At 33.5% G+C, this 20,653-nt stretch carries 18 protein-coding genes; 10 read left to right on the top strand and 8 right to left on the bottom strand.

What is annotated here, in order from left to right; all coding sequences use genetic code 11:
* Positions 1-86: 86 nt before the first annotated feature.
* The 5 genes from ADHAQ_RS27465 to ADHAQ_RS27460 are packed head-to-tail and all read right to left on the bottom strand — an operon-like array spanning position 87 to position 6,374.
* On the bottom strand, positions 87-3,215 hold the full coding sequence (locus tag ADHAQ_RS27465) for a response regulator (RefSeq protein ID WP_051360105.1): 3,129 nt from the start codon (positions 3,213-3,215) through the stop codon (positions 87-89).
* Positions 3,216-3,239: 24 nt separating this feature from the next.
* On the bottom strand, positions 3,240-3,677 hold the full coding sequence (locus tag ADHAQ_RS0122380; RefSeq protein WP_034257020.1) for a response regulator: 438 nt from the start codon (positions 3,675-3,677) through the stop codon (positions 3,240-3,242).
* 26 nt (positions 3,678-3,703) lie between these two features.
* Positions 3,704-4,126, bottom strand: coding sequence for a response regulator (locus ADHAQ_RS0122375; protein ID WP_034257018.1), 423 nt, complete (start codon positions 4,124-4,126; stop codon positions 3,704-3,706).
* Positions 4,127-4,144: 18 nt separating this feature from the next.
* Positions 4,145-4,867: a sensor histidine kinase gene (locus ADHAQ_RS26765; RefSeq protein ID WP_051360104.1), complete on the bottom strand. Its 723-nt coding sequence runs from the start codon at positions 4,865-4,867 to the stop codon at positions 4,145-4,147.
* Positions 4,857-6,374: an ATP-binding protein gene (locus ADHAQ_RS27460; RefSeq protein ID WP_051360103.1), complete on the bottom strand. Its 1,518-nt coding sequence runs from the start codon at positions 6,372-6,374 to the stop codon at positions 4,857-4,859. The genes ADHAQ_RS26765 and ADHAQ_RS27460 overlap by 11 nt, the downstream gene beginning before the upstream one ends.
* A 187-nt stretch (positions 6,375-6,561) precedes the next feature.
* Here ADHAQ_RS27460 and ADHAQ_RS0122355 point away from each other — a divergent pair, with 187 nt between their 5' ends.
* Together ADHAQ_RS0122355 and ADHAQ_RS0122350 are read left to right on the top strand one after the other, a co-directional pair.
* The gene (locus ADHAQ_RS0122355) at positions 6,562-7,281 is read left to right on the top strand and encodes a class I SAM-dependent methyltransferase (protein ID WP_026464828.1); all 720 of its coding nucleotides are present in this window, start codon (positions 6,562-6,564) and stop codon (positions 7,279-7,281) included.
* Between the two features lie 100 nt (positions 7,282-7,381).
* Entirely contained in the window at positions 7,382-8,785 is a 1,404-nt protein-coding gene (locus ADHAQ_RS0122350; protein ID WP_026464827.1) for a sensor histidine kinase, read from the top strand.
* On the opposite strand, the gene ADHAQ_RS0122345 is transcribed toward ADHAQ_RS0122350, so the two are convergent.
* Positions 8,775-9,113 carry an STAS domain-containing protein gene (locus ADHAQ_RS0122345; RefSeq protein WP_026464826.1) on the bottom strand — a complete coding sequence of 113 codons (339 nt, stop codon included), beginning with the start codon at positions 9,111-9,113 and terminating at the stop codon, positions 8,775-8,777. The genes ADHAQ_RS0122350 and ADHAQ_RS0122345 overlap by 11 nt on opposite strands.
* A 243-nt stretch (positions 9,114-9,356) precedes the next feature.
* On the opposite strand from ADHAQ_RS0122345, the gene ADHAQ_RS0122340 reads away from it, so the two are divergent.
* The gene (locus ADHAQ_RS0122340) at positions 9,357-10,007 is read left to right on the top strand and encodes a response regulator transcription factor (RefSeq protein WP_026464825.1); all 651 of its coding nucleotides are present in this window, start codon (positions 9,357-9,359) and stop codon (positions 10,005-10,007) included.
* A gap of 46 nt (positions 10,008-10,053) precedes the next feature.
* Here ADHAQ_RS0122340 and ADHAQ_RS0122330 read toward each other — a convergent pair whose 3' ends face one another.
* Entirely contained in the window at positions 10,054-11,082 is a 1,029-nt protein-coding gene (locus ADHAQ_RS0122330) for a YveK family protein (RefSeq protein WP_026464824.1), read from the bottom strand.
* 371 nt (positions 11,083-11,453) lie between these two features.
* On the opposite strand from ADHAQ_RS0122330, the gene ADHAQ_RS0122325 reads away from it, so the two are divergent.
* Positions 11,454-12,803 (top strand): flippase, encoded by a 1,350-nt coding sequence (locus tag ADHAQ_RS0122325; RefSeq protein ID WP_034257017.1) that lies wholly within the window; start codon positions 11,454-11,456, stop codon positions 12,801-12,803.
* 59 nt (positions 12,804-12,862) lie between these two features.
* Here ADHAQ_RS0122325 and ADHAQ_RS0122320 read toward each other — a convergent pair whose 3' ends face one another.
* Positions 12,863-13,654 carry an FkbM family methyltransferase gene (locus tag ADHAQ_RS0122320; protein ID WP_026464822.1) on the bottom strand — a complete coding sequence of 264 codons (792 nt, stop codon included), beginning with the start codon at positions 13,652-13,654 and terminating at the stop codon, positions 12,863-12,865.
* A 217-nt stretch (positions 13,655-13,871) separates the two neighbouring features.
* Between ADHAQ_RS0122320 and ADHAQ_RS0122315 the strand changes: the two genes are divergently transcribed.
* The 6 genes from ADHAQ_RS0122315 (at position 13,872) to ADHAQ_RS0122285 (ending at position 20,648) form a co-directional block, all read left to right on the top strand.
* A complete protein-coding gene (locus tag ADHAQ_RS0122315) occupies positions 13,872-14,810 on the top strand; it encodes a hypothetical protein (protein ID WP_026464821.1) in 939 nt (312 codons plus the stop codon).
* A gap of 139 nt (positions 14,811-14,949) precedes the next feature.
* Complete coding sequence (locus ADHAQ_RS0122310; protein WP_084524059.1) at positions 14,950-15,684, top strand: ThuA domain-containing protein; 735 nt, start codon at positions 14,950-14,952, stop codon at positions 15,682-15,684.
* Between the two features lie 203 nt (positions 15,685-15,887).
* A complete protein-coding gene (locus ADHAQ_RS0122300) occupies positions 15,888-17,015 on the top strand; it encodes a glycosyltransferase family 4 protein (RefSeq protein ID WP_026464819.1) in 1,128 nt (375 codons plus the stop codon).
* A gap of 60 nt (positions 17,016-17,075) precedes the next feature.
* A complete protein-coding gene (locus ADHAQ_RS0122295) occupies positions 17,076-18,152 on the top strand; it encodes a glycosyltransferase family 4 protein (protein ID WP_026464818.1) in 1,077 nt (358 codons plus the stop codon).
* A gap of 6 nt (positions 18,153-18,158) precedes the next feature.
* On the top strand, positions 18,159-19,403 hold the full coding sequence (locus ADHAQ_RS0122290; protein ID WP_026464817.1) for an O-antigen ligase family protein: 1,245 nt from the start codon (positions 18,159-18,161) through the stop codon (positions 19,401-19,403).
* 12 nt (positions 19,404-19,415) lie between these two features.
* Complete coding sequence (locus tag ADHAQ_RS0122285) at positions 19,416-20,648, top strand: O-antigen ligase family protein (protein WP_026464816.1); 1,233 nt, start codon at positions 19,416-19,418, stop codon at positions 20,646-20,648.
* Positions 20,649-20,653 lie beyond the last annotated feature (5 nt).

The following is a 20,653-nucleotide window of genomic DNA, read 5'->3' as shown; positions in this document are numbered from 1 at the left end:
CCTCCGAAAGAGGCCTTTTTTATTTGTTTAATCTTTAGCTTAAAGCAAAAACTTACTTTTTATAGTTAGTTAACCTTTTCTATAGATTAATCTTTTAATAATTTTAATTCCTCCTTTAGATCAATTATTGCGGAGTCGCATATAATTTTTGCCCGCTCAATTAGGCCAGGAACGAGATGGGTTTGCTCCGGATTAAGGGCGTATTTCTGTAAATTCTCAAAAATATCAATTAATTCAGCTATACCTACCAATACTACCGACGATTTCATTTTATGAGCTAACGTTTTAACTTCCTGCCAGCTTTTCTTATTGGCGTAACCCATTAAGGTATTGATATTGTCTGGAGTTTGTTGGATAAACATCGTAATGATTTCGGTCATAAACATGTTATCGCCACAAGCCATTTCTTTTAAATAGTCCAGGTTTAAGGTGTAGCCAGTTGCAGATGAGTCTTTATTTTCAACTGTTTCTTTTGGTTTAGGCAGAACAGGTTTAAAGTTAACGTCTTTGCGAACTAAGGACGCAATTTCCTGAAGCAAGGCTTCCGGTTTAAAAGGTTTGGAAACATAAGCATCGGCACCGGCTTTTATACATTTATCGGCTTCTCCTTTGGTTGCATGGGCTGTAAGGGCAATTATGGGTACATTGCTTTTAGGACCTTTGCTTTTCCGAATATAATCAATGGCTTCATAGCCATCCATTTCCGGCATCTGAATGTCCATTAAAATTACATGATAATTTTTTTCATTAAATAATTCTAAGGCCTCAATTCCATTTTCCGAAGTATCTAAATTAAAGCCCCAGTCCTGCATGACTTTTTTTACCAATAGCTGGTTAATCAGGTTATCTTCAGCTAAAAGAATGTTTAGCTGACCTAGCTCTTCTGCATGTAGAATAGGCTCTTCAGTTTTGATCATAGGGCTTTCGGCTGAGGTGTCAGAATTTTTAAATGGAATCCTAAATATAAAGGAGCTGCCTTCATTCGGAATACTTTTAACAGAAATAGTACCTCCCTGTAATTCAATCAGTTTTTTGGTAATACTTAAGCCCAATCCAGTGCCACCATAACGGCGGGTGGTATCGCTTCGGGCCTGAGTAAAACTATCAAAAATAGTTAAAATTTTATCTTCCGGAATACCGATTCCTGTATCCTGAACCGTAAATTCTATCACAACTGTATCCCGGTTTATAGAACAAACTTCCGTAAATATTTTTACCTGACCATCCTGCGTAAATTTAATGGCATTGCCAATTAAATTATTCAGGATCTGACTCAGTTTACCTGGGTCGCCTTTTATTATTTCAGGCACTTCCGAGTCAATTATAGCTTTTAACCGGTTATTGTTTTCGGAAGCTTTGGCTTCAAAAAGGTTTATGCATTCGAGCAGTAAAGCTTTGGGATTAAAGTTGGTTTCTTCAAATTCTATTTTGCCTGATTCTATTTTAGAAAAATCCAGGATATCATTGATTATAACAAGTAACTTATCGGCTGAGGATTGAATGGCATGCAAATAGTTTTTTTGCTCTTCATCGGTAATCATTCGTTCCAAAACCGAGGTTAAACCAATAATTCCATTCATTGGAGTACGAATTTCGTGACTCATATTTGCCAGAAATTGTTCTTTAACCTTGGCCGAATTTTCGGCCACAATTTTAGCTTGTTTTAATTCCCGCTCGATGGTTATCCGTTCTGTAATATCCTGAGCACTGGCAATTACATACGCTTCTTTTCCTTCTTCCTGGAAATATATGTTGCGGTATAATAAATAATGTTCCGTTTTATGAAAGTTATTACTAACCCTGAAAATACCTGTGGTAAGTTTACTTTCCTGAATATTTACCAGGTACTCATCAAAATCAGCATGAACATGAGGTTTCATGAAGTCTTTGAAGTTACGGCCAATCATATCAGATGGCCTAAGGCCAATAATATCGGCACCGGCTTTGTTAATCGATAATATCGTGCCGTCAAGGCTGTGAGTACAAATAAAGCCCTGGGCATTTTCAAAAAGAGTACGGAAAAGCTTTTCCCTGGAAGCTAAGGCCTCTTCAATCTTTTTACGTTCGGTTATTTTAGTAAAGGTGCCAAGAGAACCCATTACCTCACCTTTTCTGTTAATTAAAGGGCTGCCACCGACTAAAAAGCAATCTAATGTACCATCTTTGGTTCTAAGTTCTATTTCGTATTGATCGGTTACCTGTTTATGCCGTAGTAATGTTTTATTGTAGATTAACTCCCGAACTACTTCATTCGGAATGTATTGATAAAATGAGCTGCCAATTACTTCTTCTTTGGTATAACCAAGCATTTCGCAGAAACGCTTATTGGCAAATAAAATATTTTGTTCATTATCAACGTGCAATACCCCCTCATTCATTGTCTCAATAAGGTTAAGGTAGCGCTGTTCACTTTCCTTTAGCGCAATTTGGGTATTAATACGATCCGAGATATCCTGTAAAGTACCTGCCAGCCCAATAACTTCACCGGCATCATTTAAAATGGGAGTGCCGTGGGTATTAACGTATTTTATTTTATTACCAGGAAAAACAAGCCGGTAATCCTGCTGATAAGGTCTTTTAGTAAGAATTGCTTCCTTATAAATTTTCTTCCAAATTTCCTGGTCATCCGGGTGAATAAAACTTCTGAAACTTTCTAAAGTAATATCAAATTCAGTATCTACTTCTAAAATATTATATAATTCTTCAGACCAAAAAACTTTATTATTTTTCAGATCTAAATTCCAATTGCCTATTTTAGCTAGGTTCTGCGCTTCTTTTAAGCGTTCTTTACTTACTCGTAAAGCATTCTCGGTGGCTACCCGTTCTTTTTCAACTTCATAAACTTTAATGGCGTTTCTAACACTATGTAAAACACCGTCAGGCGTTAGAAAGCTTTTTGAAAGGTAATCAGAAGCACCGCTTCGTAAAGCTTCAGCAGCAATTCTTTCATCGCCCTGGGAGGTTACAATTAAAACGGGAATGTCTATTCCCTGGGCGCGTATTTTCTTTAATAATTCAACCCCATCAGTATCTGGCAATCGGTAATCAACTAAAATACAGTTGTAGGAGTTTTCCAGAAGCATAGCCAACCCTTCTTCTCCTCTTTCGGCCATATCAATAGTGGCAGGAAAATCTACCTTGCGTAATGAGCGTTGAATAGTTATCCGGTCTACTTCATCATCATCAATTATCAACAAGCGGATATTTTCGGACATAAATTCTTGTGCAGTTATTATAATTTAATTCTGGCTGTTGGGCAGCTCTATTAACTGCCAGTAATCTTTTAAGTATTTTATTTTCTGAACCAATTCTGCCTGGTCCGAGCTTTTGAGAATATAACCAGCAACATTTAAATTGTATGCACGGGCTTTTAGTTCCTCTTCATTATAGCTGGTCAGAATGTAAATACTACATGATTTTAATTCCGGGTATTCGCGGAGTACTTTTAAGAAGTCTAACCCATCCATAACCGGCATTTTTATATCTAATAAAATGATGTTAGGCGTGGGTTTGATAATAGGGGCACCTTTACCGGTTAGCATTTCCAGGGCTTCTTTGCCATTTTTAGCTAAGTGCAGGTTGGCAGTTATATTATTGATCTTAAAGGCACGCAAAATATTCTGAATATCTACTTCATCGTCCTCTATTAACAAAATATTGGTTAACTTGTTTTCCAAGGTAAAAAGAAAATTAGTGATATAGATTAGGTTGTGGTTGGTGGTTCGCAGAGCTGCCAGTAGCTATTTAAAGTAGCAACTGAGGTGATGAATTTCTCAAAGGACAAGGGTTTTAAAATATAGCCTGCTATGTTTAAATTATAGGCATTAATCTTATCACTATCCTCATTGGAAGTTGTCATAACAAAAACACTGATATGCTTTAGGTTAGCATCATTCCGCAATTCTTTCAGAAATTCAATCCCATTCATCTTGGGCATATTAATATCCAGGATGATAATTTGGGGCATGGGTACTTTCCCATTTTGTAACATTTCCAAAGCTTCTAAACCATTGCGGGCAATAAAAAGCGGATTGGTAATGTTATTTTTTTTGAAGGCTCGCTGCACATTCATGATGTCAACTTCATCATCTTCAACCAATAGTACATTTAAAACTTTTTGGATCATAGGATAAATATAATATTTTTAATTAGTACTAGCCGGCCATTTAATTAAAAATTTCGTGCCGCTATTTTCCGAGGATTCAAGGGTGATAGAGCCCCCAATAAAATCAATAATTTTCTTACTTATAGCAAGTCCCGCGCCAACGGTATTATGGCGATCTTTAGATTTACCAGTGTAAAAAATATCGAAAACCTTATCTAAGGCCTGAGCGGAAATACCCGATCCATTATCAGATACTAATATTTCTGCTAAGTTATTTTCGGGATAATGTAAGGTTATGGTAATTTCTACTGCTTCCTTATCATTATGGATAACAGCATTTTTTACAAGTTCTTCTATTACAGTTTTAAACTTTTTAAAATAAGTGTTAAAAAGTTGGTTATGAGCATCTTGATGAATATGAATAGACACATGCTCAGCAGTATTAGCTGCTTTAATTTCATCTAATATCTGGCCTAAATCTACTGGCTTTATGTCTAAATCATACCTGCCAACGCGGGAAAGCTGTAAAATAGCATTCATCATTTTTTCCATCCGCTCGGTCCGGTCCCGCAATAACCTGAGGTTATCTTTTACATCTTCCGGAATGTTATCTCCAAGGTCTTCTTCTATCCAGACCGATAAATTATTGATGGCTCGAATTGGGGCTTTTAAGTCGTGGGAAACAATATAAACGAAATCCTCAAATTCGTTGGTTACCCGTTTTAGCTGCTCCTGGTAGAAAGCTTCAGTATTAGATTGCATAAGAATTTGATAACAGTTCAACTTCGGTAGAAGATTTTACTGGCCAGGTAAAATAAAAAGTAGTTCCAACTCCAACTTCAGAATCCAACCAAATTTTACCGCCTTTATCTTCTATAATTTTTTTTACAATGGCTAAGCCAATACCCGTGCTTTCTTTTGTATCCCGGGCTTCAATGGTTTGAAAAACACCAAATATTCTGGAATGAAATTCTTGTGGTATACCAGGGCCATTATCACTTACTGCTATCTCTACCTCTTTGGCTTTTTCTTGTATGGCTACCTGTACCACGCCCGCTGGTTTATCATTATATTTTATTCCATTCCCAATTAAGTTGGCCAGAACTTGTTGTAGTAAAATTTTTTCGGTGGTTAATAAAACATTGGTTTCTGGTAATATTACCTGAATATGGGAAGGGATGGCCAAAGAATCTACAATTTCTAAAAGTATATCCTGCACATTAATAGTAACCTTATCTAATTTTTTACGACCTACTCGCGCGTATTCTAAAATTCCATTAATCAGGTTTTCCATCCGGTGCACGCGCCCCCGCATTAAGTCCAGATTTTGTTTAATTTCGGGGTCTTCCACCTCACCAATGTCTTCTTTAATCCATTCTGCTAAGTTATTAATGGCCCGTAAGGGAGCTTTTAAATCATGTGACACTACATAAGCAAACTGATCCAATTCCTGGTTCATTTTGTTCAGGCGCATAAAACTCTTTTGCAGTTTTTTGGCCATTACATTCATGCTTGCCTCCAAACCGCTTAACTCATCGTGGTAATTATCAGTAAGATTTACTTCAAAGTTCTCTTGCGCCAAATTTCGGGCAACCTTCTTCATGCTGTTTATCCTTCTGGTAATGGTTTTACCCAAAACTATTGTGGTAATAATTCCGATAATTAAAGCAAATATGGTAAGGGCTAATCCCAGAAGATCTGTAAATTCTAAGGAATTTTGTAATTCATTTACCAACTGGTTTTTATAACCAATTTCACTCTTTTCAATATTTTTTAGCTTTCCTTTTATCTTATCTATACTAATTTTGGCGGTTTGCTTGTTGTAAGCAGAGTCATATAATTTATCATAAGCAATGCGAGATTCCGGGCTACTATTAAAATTTCTTTTCGCTTCAATAATAGGCTCAGATATGTTGGAGTTCCAATTCAGGAATTCTATTTCTATTTCTTTTATTGTTTTTAAATAATTTGGATTATCCTTGCATCGCTTTTTAAGCAGGTTTATTTCTATCAGGTAATCTGCCTGACCTTCATAAAAAGAATCAAGGAAATTTTCATTACTGGTTAACAGGTAGCCCCGCAACCCAACCTGCGCATTAATAACTGCCCTATAAATATTTAAAGTAGATTTTATTATTTCAGCTGATTGAAGCGTTTGGTTAAAGGTGGTAATTACATTGCGGTTTTGCTGAAAATAAATAATGGTGGATGAGACAAAGGTTATTAAAATGAGCCCAACGCTTACATAAATTTTGGTAATAAGTTTCATGAGTAAAATCTATGACATTAAGCCATTTATTAAATTGAAATTTCAGATTAAGACAACAGGCCACCAGGGTTTAGTTGATTTAACTTTGCTAATGCTTGTAAACAAAGAGGCTTTTGCAAAGTTTAAAATTTTAAAGTTAATATAAATAAAACATATTTGATATATACCTTTATTTTTTTGATGTAGAATGAGAAAAACAAATTCGGATGTTTTGGGTAATGCGTTACAGGATTATTTTTCAGGAGAAAAAGACGCTTTTATTGAGGTAGAATCAAGTATTACTGAAACAGAGAAAGTACCAGTTGCTTATTTTTTTAGAAGTCACCAGGAAATGCCAGAAATTGAACAGCGGGCTCTGGAAATGTGCAGGGGACAAGTATTAGATGTGGGAGCCGGCGCCGGAAGTCATTCTCTTTATTTACAGCAACAAGGCCTGGATGTAACCGCAATGGACCATTCAGCCGGAGCGTGTGCCATCATGAGAGCCCGGGGAGTAAAAAAGGTAAAAGAGGCAAATTTTGTTGATTTAGATGATGAGCGATATGATACCATATTAATGTTGATGAATGGTATTGGTTTGGTTGGTGATTTGGATGGACTTAAGCAATTTTTATTTAACATAAAAAACAAACTTAAACCAGGTGGGGCTATTGTAGTAGATTCTTCTGATATAACATACATGTTTTATGACGAAGAAGGAGCTTTATGCCTTGATTTAAATGCCGACTATCGTGGTGTAGTTACCTATCAAATGATTTATAAAGGAGAGAAGGGTCTTCCATTTAAATGGTTATTTATTGATTTCCCTTTGTTTCAGGAGTATGCCGAAGAGGCGGGATTTAAAGTAAATTTTATTCAGGAAGATGAGCATTATCATTATTTAATGCAGCTGGTGGTAAAGGAGTAAGAAATTTTGGAGGATAACCAGTTAAGTATTTCGAATACTTTTGATTTACTTGCTTTCCCTTTTTATATTTATTTAATTATTAAAGGACCAATACTTATACATGTTAAAAAATTCCTGGCACCAATTTACAGAAATTCTTCTGGAGCAATTTTCGGAGCCAGTGGTACTTTTTGATAATTACCTAAAAATTGTGGCCATTAATGAGAAGGGGATTAAAATCTTACAATTGCCTCCAGAACAAATTTTTAACCGGGCAGTAGATTCGGTTTTTCCGGGTTTGTTACCATTGCCCTTAACGCATGAGGCTATTTCTTCCTTTAACCAAATAATATATAAATCCTATTATTTGCAGGTGTCTCCATTTATTGGAGTTGACGATAAATTATTAGGGGGTTCAATTTCTTTTATTTATAGGAAAGAAGATAGTAAAAAGAGGATAAGTAAAACTCCTTTAAACTTTCCTGTTTCCCTGGCAGATTTGGATATAAACCAAGTATTAATAGCACATCTGGTAAATTATAATTCAGATGGAGTTATAATTTTTGACCAGGAAGGGAGAATTACTTTAATAAATAGATTTTTAGAAGAGGAGTTTAAGGTTGAAAGCTCAAAAATAAAAGCAAAAAGCTTAACTGATTTTGCTGAAAAAATAAATTCCGAAGTATTATTATCAAAATTAGAAGAAGTTCTGTCCGGGCAGCATCATGAACAAATAAATTTTGAATTGCCTTTTGAAAATAAGACTTATGCGGTTATTCTGCATTTAATAAAAGATAAAATAAATACCGGGGCAGGGGGAGTAGCTATTTTTAAAAAATTGAGTTCAGGAAACTTAGAAAATACTGATTTACGGCGGAAAAAGATAGCAAAAAGAAAAGCCAGACTAGCTATCTGGGTTACGCAAATAGAGGAGCGGAAACGAATAGCAGAGAAAATTCACAATAGCTTAGGACAAATTTTGTTTGGTTTAAAAATGGAGTTTCAGCGCCATGAGGTTAATCTGGAACCCGGCATCAAAGAAACCATAACGGAAATCATTGAAGAAGCAATATCAGAAACCAAGACGTTGGCCTTTGAATTAATGCCAGCCATGCTGGAAGATTTTGGTTTAATTGCCGCCTTAGAGGAACTGGTGAAAAAATGTAGCAGCTCTACCTTAAAAATAACGCTTCAGGTAGATGATTACGCCAGTAAACTAGATGAAAAACTGCAAATTTTAATTTTTAGCGTTGTCCAGGAGTTTTTTAATAATATTGTTAAACATGCTAGAGCAACTAAGGCTAGTCTTTCTTTAAAAGCTTCTGATAAAGCTGTTACGTTAAAAATATTAGATAATGGAGTAGGTTTCGAAAAAGGAGAAATAGTTTTTGCCTCCAAAAGTACAGGATTACGCAATATTAAAAACAGCCTGAAATTATTTGGTGGAGACCTGAAAATTAGTAGCCAGGTCGGCAAAGGAACTTTAATAAAAGTGGAGTTACCAATAAATTATTTTACTGGTTAACAATATTTGAGTTTGGTACAACTTCCGAATGAATTTCCATTAATTCATCCAATCCTATTATTTTGAAAATATGGCGGATATGATTGCTCATATTAAATAAAGAAAAATTGATTTTTTTGTCCTGAATTTCCTGAAACCGGGAAATAAAAACTCCTAATCCTCTGGAAGAAATATATTTAAGGTCTTTGCAATCAACTCGGATAGTATTAGGATGGAGTTTCACCACTTCATCTAAAATTTTTTCGGCGACTTCAGCAGTGTTGGCATCCAATTCTCCCCGCAGCTTAATGATGTAGGACTCTTTATCCTTGTGTGTTAAAATTTCCATAATTTAAGTAGTGCAGAATGCATTAGGTTAAGTATTATGTATATAATAATAAAAGTATTACAATATTTTGTAGATAGCGTCAGCTATTATACCTAATTAAAGGCTCGTATTAATACTTAAATATTTGACGACCTGCTACTTTATACTCTATTCCTTAAGATAATAAAATTTCATATTATATAACAAAAGTGTGATGTTAAATAATATAATTTTTTAATATTGTAGGCAGAAAAAATCAATAGCATGATTAGAGTAATATTAGTTGATGATCACAGGTTAATCCGGAAAGGTTTACGCTCGCTTTTAGAAGAAGAATTAACTGTTCAGGTGGTAGGCGAAGCAGAGTCCGGTTCGCAACTAATAGATTTGTTACAAACAGTTGAAACTGACGTGGTCATTATGGATATCAAAATGCCACATATGGATGGTTTTGATGCCACTCGGTTTTTAACTAAAAACTTTCAATCAGTTAAAGTTCTGGCACTTTCTATGTTTGAAAGCGAAAATTATATTAATAAAATGTTGGAGGTGGGCGCCCAGGGATATATCCTTAAAAATATAACCAGAGAGGAACTTGTGCACGCTGTTCAAATGATCGCCAACGGGAAAAATTATATTTCAGCAGAAATAACCATAAATCTATTAAAGAAAAATAATAGCACTGCAAGTACTGAAAATCAAAATGAATCAACAGAGTTTGTTGAGCTTTCCAAGCGGGAGCTAGAAGTTCTAAAGCTAATTACAGATGGGTTAACAAACGCTGAAATAGCAGAAAAACTATTTACCAGTAAGCGTACTATAGATTCGCATCGGCAGCGAATTATTGAAAAAACTCAAGCCAAAAATACGGCGGCGTTAGTGAAATACGCTTTAAGTAATGGTATTATTAACTAAAAAAGCCGGTTTTAAACCGGCCTTTTTAGTTAATTCTTTATCTATATTATTCACCCAGGTTAGTTCTTAATTTAGAGATTCCAAGTTCTAAAATCTTAAAGAAGATATAAAGTAACCCAACTAATAAACCTACTAGGGCACCTTTAAGGCTATTCTTTAATAATGTTCCACTTGCTGGTTCTTTAAAAGGGGTGAATGGTTCAATGATTTCTATTTCTGAATTAGTGTTTAAAACCTTATCTATTTTCAATTGCTGGTCATAGAGCCGGAAATCTTCTCGATAAACTTCAATAGGATTTACATCTTTACTGTTTAAAGTTACCTGCGTACCAGCTGGATTTGCAGGACCGCTTTTTTGGTTCAGGTAACTCCGAGCCATATAATTTTTAAGCGTATCCAGATTCCGGGATTCTCTTTCTAATTTAATTTTCCTGGCTAAAAGGTTTCTTCTTTCAATAGCAATCCGCCGGTTTATAAATTTATTGTTTTTAATATAATTAACTAATACAGTATCTAAACCAAAAAAAGTGGTTGTGTCGTATACCTGTGCATTTATATGGAAGGTTGAATCATTATGAAAAAGAATTAATGAATCTATGGCGTGCTGGCCGCCTTCTTTTTCTTTATAAATATCTATTAGTAACTGTAAGTTAGGAGACATGGTTTTCTCTACTTCCAGTCTTCTTATTGTTCTTGCTTTTGCTGTTGGTATTTTTAACATCTGAGCCAAAACAGGATAATTTCCTTCTTTACATAACCTATCTAACGTATTAATAGAATTAGTTAGAAAAGCACCGTTATGATAGGCAGAACTAATGGTCATATCAGAATGGTAATAAGGCTCCCTAGCAAAAAAATAGCCTACTCCTAATATCCCACCAATAAGGGTGGCAAGAATTAATAATTTGAAGTTCTTTAGAATTCTATCAATAACTAAAAAGATAAATAGCGCCAATTGCTTACCGGCATAAGCAATACCATTCATCACCTTAGAAAAGAGTAATGATAAATCAATTTCATCATTATTGGAAGGTTTTATGGGGTCATTAAATTTTTTATAATCCTTAGATTCCATTAGTAATTTAGTTCATTCAGGTTCAAAGATAAATAATAGAATGGAATTTAAGAGGAGTAGTTATTATTTGATATAGTTGTCTATTCAATATTAATATAGAATGAGATAAATTATCTTTTCCTTATTTGGTAGATTAAAAATTAAAATATTACAAAAATAAAAGAAATAATTATTTTTTGTTCTTGACAGCCTTTTTACAAAAGAAAGTTATTAAGCCCATATTCGATTTTAGGGTAAATGAATTGATATGAATTTTGGAATTGAATTTAAAATTATGACTATTGATTCTTTTAAATAATAAGTATTGTTACTTTTGAGGGTTCAGAAGCGAAGATGAAATCTAAATCAAAGTCTTCCTATATTTTATAAGAATGTTGGTGGCTAACGTGTCCTTAAAAAAGAAATTATCTCAAATTTTTCTATCTAAAGGAGTAATTCAAAATATAAGTTGGTTATTTATAGATAAGGTTTTCAGAGTTGGGTTAAATTTTCTGTTGACCATTCTAATTGCCAGGTATTTAGGGGCAGATCTATTTGGGTTATGGAACTATGTTATAGCTTTTGTTGCCTTATTTAGTATTCTTTCTACTCTTGGAATAGATAGTATAGTAACAAAATACTTAATAAAAGAAGAAAATAATACAGATTATATTTTAGGGGCTGCATTCATACTTAAATTGGTTGGAAGCTTGTTTGCTGTAATTTTATCTATAATATCAATCTTCCTTTTAAGGTCAGGTGAAACATTGACACACCAAATGGTCCTATTAACTTCTGGAATTTTAGTTTTCCAATCTTTTGATGTTATTGACTACTTCTACCAGTCAAAACTGCAATCTAAGTTTGTTGTATACTCTAGAAATTTAGCATTTTTACTATCTGGTTTGTTAAAGATTGGAATCTTAGTTCTCAAAGGTTCATTAATTTTATTTGTTTGGGCTTCTTTATTAGAAGCTATCCTAACTGCTATAATATTTGTTTTAATGTATAAGCAAAATTATGGCTCAATAGTTAAGTGGAAAATAAATTGGACTTTCACAAAAAGATTGATAAAAGAGGGCTATCCTATGGCATTATCTGTAATGCTTATATTGGTTTACACAAGAACAGACCAAATAATGTTAGGTAGCTTAATCAATAACAATGAGGTTGGTATTTTTTCCGCGGCAGTTAGACTGTCTGAAGCCTGGTGGTTTGTTCCATCCATTATTACAAGCTCCATACTACCTGTATTAATTAAAGAAAAAGAAATAAGTAATGAAGGGTACCTAAATAAATTAAAGCAATCATTTAGAATTATGGCTTATTTAGGTGTATTAACTGCCATAATTGTTACTTTTTTTTCTTCTTTTATTATTAATCTTTTGTATGGTAAAGAATTTGAAGGCGCTGGCGTTATTTTATCTGTTCATACCTGGACAAGTGTATTCGTTTTTTTAGGTTTTGCGTCCGGCAACTGGTTTGTAGTAGAAAATCTTCAGAAATATGTATTTTTTAGAACTTTGGCTGGCGCAATTATCAATGTAACATTAAATTTACTATTGATTCCAAGGTATGGTGGACTTGGAGCAGCAATTGCGACCCTTTTTTCTCAATTTACAGCTTCCTATTTTTTTAACCTTTTTAATAGTAAAACTTATCCTATTTTTATAATGCAGACAAAAGCATTATTAAATGTTATAACCCTTAAAGATTTGATCCATTATTTAAGTAAAAAATAATAAGAATTTTATCATCAATGGGTGTTTGTCCTTTTCAGGATTCAGACAGGCCAAAGAATTTAAAGAGAGAGTTCATATTTACCCTCATATGACTCAAAATATTTTTTAATAAAGATTAGGGCTTCTTCAGATTTCATGTTTAATAAAGCATCAACATCTTTATTATAAGGAAATTTTGAAGTCCTATCTGGTTTATTAACATAACCATCCAAATAAGCCTGCCCTGGTTCCAGTTTGTTAAAATTTTTGTTTTTTTCAGTAGGAATTAAAAAAGCATTGTTATAATAAACTTCTACTAAATCATAATTGTATTCTTTACATAAGAGCTCAACTTGCCCTATGGACTGGCCAAAGAAATGGTTTACTCCCCATACATAATCTCTATTGTACTTTATAGTAAATTTGATCGGGTAAGGAATTTTCTCATTTATTTCTACGCAAATTAAACTCGGTCTAAATTTTTTAAGCAATTCTTTCATGACAAAATAGTCATACCCATCAATATCAAAGCTTAAAAAACCAAAATCAGCTGGAATTTCATATCCTTCTAGTAAACTAACAACATTTTCAGGGTAAATATAGGCCTTACTCAAAAAGACCTTGTCAAATTTTTTATAAGAATTAGATAGGGAGGCAAAGGCAGTATTATCACATTCAACAGCTAAACCACCATATCCATCTTTATACAATTGATAGGTATTAGACATAAAAATTCCATCATTAGCAGCTATGTCCACAGCAATTTTTTTATGGTCTAATTGATTTAGAAATTTTTTGATAATTATTTCTTCACCCAAATTAGAAAAGCCACTCTTCCCCTTTAAGAACCTTTTTATTTTCTCCTTGAGCATTAATTTGCTGATTAATAGTTTATTGAATACCTAATATAATAAATATAAAAAGACCCACAAAGGACTTCTTATTAATCTTTGATTTAATTTTTTTGAGTAGTTATGTTGAATTCTTCTTTTCATCATTTATTATTTAAGAAATTGACTTTATCTGAATTCAAAAAATTTATTTCTTAAATTTGTAACTTAGAAAAATCTATTAAATAGATTTGTATTGATGCCTGAAAAACTTATAACCCCAGTTTTATTTTTAATTTTCAATCGGCCTGAAAATACTCAACTTGTTTTTAATGAAATAAGAAAGGCAGCTCCTGAAAAGTTATTTATTGCTGCCGATGGGCCAAGAGCCAGTCGACCTGGTGAAACCGAAAAATGTGAGTTAACGAGAAGAGTAATAGACCAAATTGATTGGCCATGTGAGGTTTTTACGCTTATAAGGGATCAAAATTTAGGTTGCCGAGTTGCTGTAAGTTCTGCTATAGATTGGTTTTTCGAAAATGTGGAGGAAGGTATTATTCTGGAGGATGATTGTTTGCCTGATCAGAGTTTCTTTTGGTTTTGCCAAGAATTACTTGAAAAGTACAGGAATGATTCTAGAATCATGCACATAACTGGAAGTAATCATCAATATGGCAGAAAAAGAGGAGACGCCTCTTATTATTTTTCTAGGATTCCACATGTTTGGGGGTGGGCTACTTGGCGTAGAGCTTGGGATTTATATGATGTAAATATGGCTTCTTTTCCGGAATTTGTTAGAAGTAATAAAATAGCAGATGTATTTAAAGGAGAAAAAGTGCAGAAGGAATGGATAAAAGTAATGTATAGGATTTATAATGGCCATAACACTTGGGATTACCAATGGTCTTATACTAATTTTATACATAACAGTCTTTGTATTATTCCAAACGTAAATTTAATTTCTAACATTGGTTTTGGCATCGATTCTACACATCCAACTGATCCGACAGATAAATTAGCAAATACACCTACCGAATCAATAAATGAAATTATTCATCCAACAGAATTTGTAGCGGACATGGATGCTGATTACTTTTCCAATACAGAAGTTTTCAACCCTCCGTCCATATCAACCAGGATTAAGAATAGGTTACGTCGGGCCGTATATCAAATAAAACTTTATGCTCGGCATAAATAAAAGAATTAAATACTTTCATTTTACCATTCCTTTTGATGAGATATAGATAACTTTTCTTAAATAAATTTAAACTTATAGTTTTTTAATTATGAGCTTGAGCTCCATTTTTATGAACATCTTACGGGATAAGGTACAAAAAATGAAGCTGTTTAATATTTGTATACTTTGTGTTTTTTTAAGTTTTTATGCTTGTAAATCAGAAGGAAACACAACAGCGAACCCAATTCCCAAGGTTCTCGTTTTTTATAAAACGAATGGGTTCTATCATACTTCTATACCAGCCGGTTTAAAAGCTATTTTAACACTTGGTAAGGAAAATAATTTTTTAGTGGATACAACAAATAACGCCGATGTTTTTGTACCAGATTCACTTAAGAAATATAAGGCAGTAGTTTTTTTTAATACTACCCAAGATGTTTTAGATTTAAAGCAACAAATTTCTTTTGAGAAATATATTCAGGCTGGAAACGGCTTTGTGGGTATTCATTCAGCAACGGATACGGAATATAATTGGCCTTGGTATCATAAACTGGTTGGTGCCTATTTTGCAAGTCACTCAGTTATTCAGAAAGGAACTTTAAAAGTGAAAATTAAAGATCATCCGGCTACCAAATTTTTAGGAGAAACGTGGGAGAGGGAAGATGAGTGGTATAATTTTAAGGATGTACTTCCTGATTTAATGGTATTAATTGAAATTGATGAAAGCAGTTATTCTGGTGGAACACACGGCGAGGACCATCCCATTGCCTGGTATCATGAATATGACGGAGGACGTGCTTTTTATACTGCAGGCGGACATACAGAAGAAAGTTATCAGGACCCTTTATTTTTGAAACATATTACTGGCGGCATCGCATATGCCTTAGGTAGATAGTTCAATTCCTAAATTACCTAAACTTTTTTTTCTCAATATTAAATAAATATCCTGAAAAGAATTATGGATACTGTTGGGCCAATTCTTTTTCAAGTTTAAAACTTTAATTACTATTTTTGACACTCCCATTAAAAGGGTTAGGTAAGCGCATAAGCTTTGAGGAAGAGATGGAGAAGTTGGAAATATTTTAATAAAATTGCAGAATGAAAGTTGCTATTGATTGCCGTTCCTTGCGGAAATCACCATCCGGAATACCGAATTTTTTAGTTTCTGCAATTAATTCTATAGCCACTTTAAATCCTTCCTGGACTTTATTTTTACTGAGTAATGAACCTTTCAACCCTGAACTTGAAAAGCAACTTCTTATAAGTGATAATATAAAAATTATTATTCAACCTTTTTTTGTAGCAAAGAAAATTGCATTAATTTGGTTAGTGTTCAAAGTAAGGACCATCTTAAAACAAATTAAACCTGACCTTTTTTGGGCGCCTGCTTTCCTGACCCCACCTTTTATACCTTCAAATATAAAAACCCTAGTAACAGTTCATGATATGGTTTATAAAGAACATAAAGAAACTATGTCATTGGCTAATAGAGTTTATTTTGATCTTTTTCATGACATATCCATTAAAAATGCGAATTTTTTATGGTCAAACTCAACGTTTACAAAAGAGGGTATTATTAAATATTTTCCTGAAAGGAAATGTAAAGACATCTTTTCAGGTTTTTTTATTAATACTTCTATTTTTAAAAAAGATGAAATAAATTCAGAAGAAAAAGCGGAAATTTGTCTAAAGCACAACCTTAACGATAAATTTTTACTTTTTGTAGGAACATTAGAGCCCAGAAAAAACTTAACTTTCCTTTTATCGCTCATGCCCCAGTTGGCTTTATTAGGTTTTGACTTATTGATAGTTGGAGCTAATGGTTGGGGAGAAACAAAAATAAAAAACGTAGTTGAAGCCGAAGGATTTCCTAAGGAGAAGGTAAAGTTTGCTGGATTTTTAACTACGGATGAGTTAATAAAGATTTTTAATGTTGCATCTGTGTATGTATCTACATCCTTAAATGAAGGTTTTGGGATGCCGCAATTGGAAGCAATGGCTTGTGGTTGTCCGGTTGTTTCACCTCATAATTCAGCTATGGTAGAAGTAGTGGCAGGGGCCGGAGAAACAGTAAGTTCTTGGGATAAGGTTGATTGGGTTAAAACAATAAATAAAGTTTACTTAAATAGAGATTCCTATATTGAAGCAGGATTTAAAAGAGTTGAAGAGTATAATAGAGAATATGTTATTAGGAAACTTCAATCCTATTTAAATGGGGAATTTTAGCTTTTACTGCCTGCAACAATAACATTTTTCATTTTATCATCTTCACTTATTTAAGTATTAATGGGTAATACAGAATCTTTATTAATTGTAAACGCCAGATTTTTAACACAACCTTTAACCGGTGTACAAAGGTTTGCCGTTGAAATAAGTTTGCAATTAAAAAGGTTACTACCTAATATTATTTTTGTATCCCCAAAGAATATCCTGCAAAAAGACATTGCTCTAGAACTTAATGTTCAAACTTTTGGACGGTTTACCAGTCACCTTTGGGAGCAGTTGGAGTTGCCTTTTTTTCTTAAAAAAGAGAAGAATGCTGTTTTATTAAACTTGTGTAATACAGCTCCTTTATTTTATAACAGAAATATTGTAACCATACACGACATTGCCTTCCAAATTAATCCGCAATGGTTTTCTCCTGCTTTTGTAAAGCTTTATAATTTTTTAATACCCAGAATAGCTAAGAAAAGTCTTGAGGTAATTACAGTAAGTAATTGTTCTAAACAAGCACTAGTAGAATACACACAAATTCCGGAAGAAAAAGTTAATGTTATCTATAATGGGATTTCAAAAGTTTTTACTACACTGAATGGTGAAGGAAATAAAGCTGTTCCGGAAGATTTTATACTAGCAGTTTCTTCCATTGATCCCCGGAAAAATTTTATTTCTTTAGTAAAAGCTTTTAAAGGGCTAAATATAAAAGGATTAAATCTGGTGGTAGTAGGGTCAGAATCAAAAGTGTTTTCGGATACTAACCTGAAAGAGGAAATTCAGAATTGCCCTTCTATTATTTTTACCGGATATTTGCCAGATACGGAATTAGCTACCTTATATCGGAAAGCTAAAATATTTGTTTATCCTTCCATCTATGAAGGATTTGGCATACCACCTTTAGAAGCTATGGCTAGTGGAAGCCCTACTATTGTATCTAATACGGCTTCTTTGCCTGAAATATGTGGAGAAGCAAGTTTGTATGTAAATCCGCTGGATGTAAAAGAAATAATGATGAGAATAAGTCAATTATATTTTGATGTTGCTTTGCAAAAAACTCTTACAGAAAAAGGCTTAAAGCAAATCCAAAAATATAGTTGGGAAAAGTCGGCAAAGCAGGTAGAGGCGGTTATTACAAAGTATTTATAGAAAAGAATGAAAAAACTTCTTGTTATAATTACTATAATAGGATTAATAGGAACCGTAACTAACTTAGTTTATATTAGCCCTATTCCTTCTTTATTCGCTGCCATTTTTTTTCCATTAATTCTTACGCACAAAAACCATTTCCCTTTACCGGTTTTCTGGTTATTCGTATTTTTCTTATTTGTGCTTATCAGCACCTCCTTGTATCATCCTGGGTCTTTCTCAAATTTTAAATTTTATAGGTACGATGGAAATTTCATCATTTCCTATTTGCCTTTATTAGTGCTACCGTTCTTTAGTTTCAATTTTAATATTGGAAAATTATTCCGGAATTTTCTTTACATAACCTCCTTTATCAGTATTCTGGCTTTTATTGCTAAAGGATTAAAGTTTCAGGATGGTTTTAGTGGCTTGTTTATAGCAAATAATGCAGCGGGAGGCTTTTACAGCATTGTTACTTCCTTAGCTTTTATTTACTTTTTAGAGCGAAAAACTTATACTAATCTATTTCTTCTGGCATTAAATGCCTTTTTTTTGTATGCTACTTATTCCCGAGGCTCTATATTAGGTTTAGGAGTAGGCCTTATGTGTTTATTCTTATTAAAGAAGCATAAATCTTATTTGATAAGTTTTTTAATTATTGGCATTTCAGCCATTCAAATTTACATATTAGTTGGTACTTATCCCGAATATAAACGGCATATAATGAATAGCCCAACCGCCGATATTTATCGGAATTTAGATGATTATGTTTATGAAAGGTTTGGGAACGTCTCCACCAAATATAAAAATGTACTGATCCGTTCTTATGAGACCTGGCCAAGAGCAGTAGATTGCTTTTTTCATTCTCCTCTGCTTGGTACCGGATTTGGATCTGTTAATGATGTTCCTTTTATTTTTGATAATACTATTCCATTCATTTACAGTTCAAATCAGCAGCAGGTAAAAGATTTTAACGATTCTCATGCGCATCACTCTTTTCTACATTTTCTAGGGGAGTTGGGGTTATTGGGATTAGGGGTATTTTTATGCTTTTGGAGGTCTGTTTATAAGTTTCTGCTAAAAAACAATCAGGAACCTAAAATAAGAGATTTTTTATTGGTGTCTTTTTTTAACCTTACCATCATGAGTTTTACCGAACATCGGATAACTACTCCCTCCAATGCGCTGCCATTCGTGCTTTCCTTTTGCCTATATTACCTGTTTGTGAACTACCAAAAAAAAGCAGCATTAACTACTAATGGTGTTTTATAGTTTTAGATTTCCATGGATTTTAAAACCTATATTAATAAAGCATATTTTATACTGTTGTTGGTAGTTGCCATTACGCTTCCACTAAGTAATAAAATAAATAATGTAGCTGTTGGGTTATTGGTCCTTTATTGGCTACTATCTGGAAACCTTTATGATAAGGTTAAGAATGCTCTTGCTAATAAATATTTCATTTCAGTTTTAGCACTATACCTTCTGCAAATAATTGGCCTTTTTTACAGCACTGATACCAAATATGCCCTGAATATCCTGGAGAAGAAGATGGGTTTGGTATTACTTCCGCTGGTTATTTTAAGTGCCCCCAAACTGACAAGGCAGCAGGTATTCAACCTTATTTTTCTATTTGCTTTTTCCTGTTTGGCTGTACTTGGGTATGCTATATATAATGTTTTAACCTATACTGATGGCATTCTAGAAGGCACCATACTAACAGAAAAGATTGATGACTTTGTTAACATGCATCATGCTTATTCTGGTATGTACCTGGTTTTTGCCATTATAGGGGCTTTGTTTTATTTAACAAATTTTTGGTTCGAGACAAAAGTTTTTTATCGAAGCTTAATCATACTAGCTGTTTTCTTTTTATATGTTGAGTTAGTAGTGTTAGGAGCCAGAATGGCGTTATTTGTTTCATTTGTATTATTAGGCCTACAGGTAATTCAATACTCTATTCAGCGTAAGAATTTTAAGGCTTTAGCCATTGTAGCCGGAGTAGGTGTATTAGGTGTAATAGGTGTTTTAGCTTTGCCCACTACCCGAACTAAGCTTAATGAATTTATTTATTTACGAGGAGTCCATTCTCCTTTTACTCCTAGATTAATACAGTGGGAATGTTGTTTTGATGTGATCCGGAATAAAAATGCTGTTATTTGGGGGGTGGGAACCGGGGATGTGGCACCTAACCTAGTTGCTTGTTATCAGGATAAAAAATTTTGGGGGGCTTTATATAATTATAATGCGCATAATGAATACCTGGAAGAGATGGTGCGGCATGGGGTGCTGGGGCTTTTAGTTTTCTTGGTTGTATTATTTTACCCATTGATTATAGCCTGGCGCCAAAAGAACTGGCTTTATGTCTATTTTTTATTGATTTTTATAGTTGTTTGTATTAGCGAAACAGCTTTAAGCAGGCAAAAAGGTGTGATTTTTTACGCTTTTTTTAATGCACTTTTACTCAGTTCCTTTTCCTATAATAAAAAGGAAAATGAGTTAGCTACCACAGTTTAGATTTC

Source organism: Adhaeribacter aquaticus DSM 16391 (genome assembly GCF_000473365.1).
Lineage (GTDB): Bacteria > Bacteroidota > Bacteroidia > Cytophagales > Hymenobacteraceae > Adhaeribacter > Adhaeribacter aquaticus.
The sequence above is the reverse complement of the archived record's forward strand: the minus strand, read 5'-3'. Positions and strand labels throughout refer to the sequence as shown.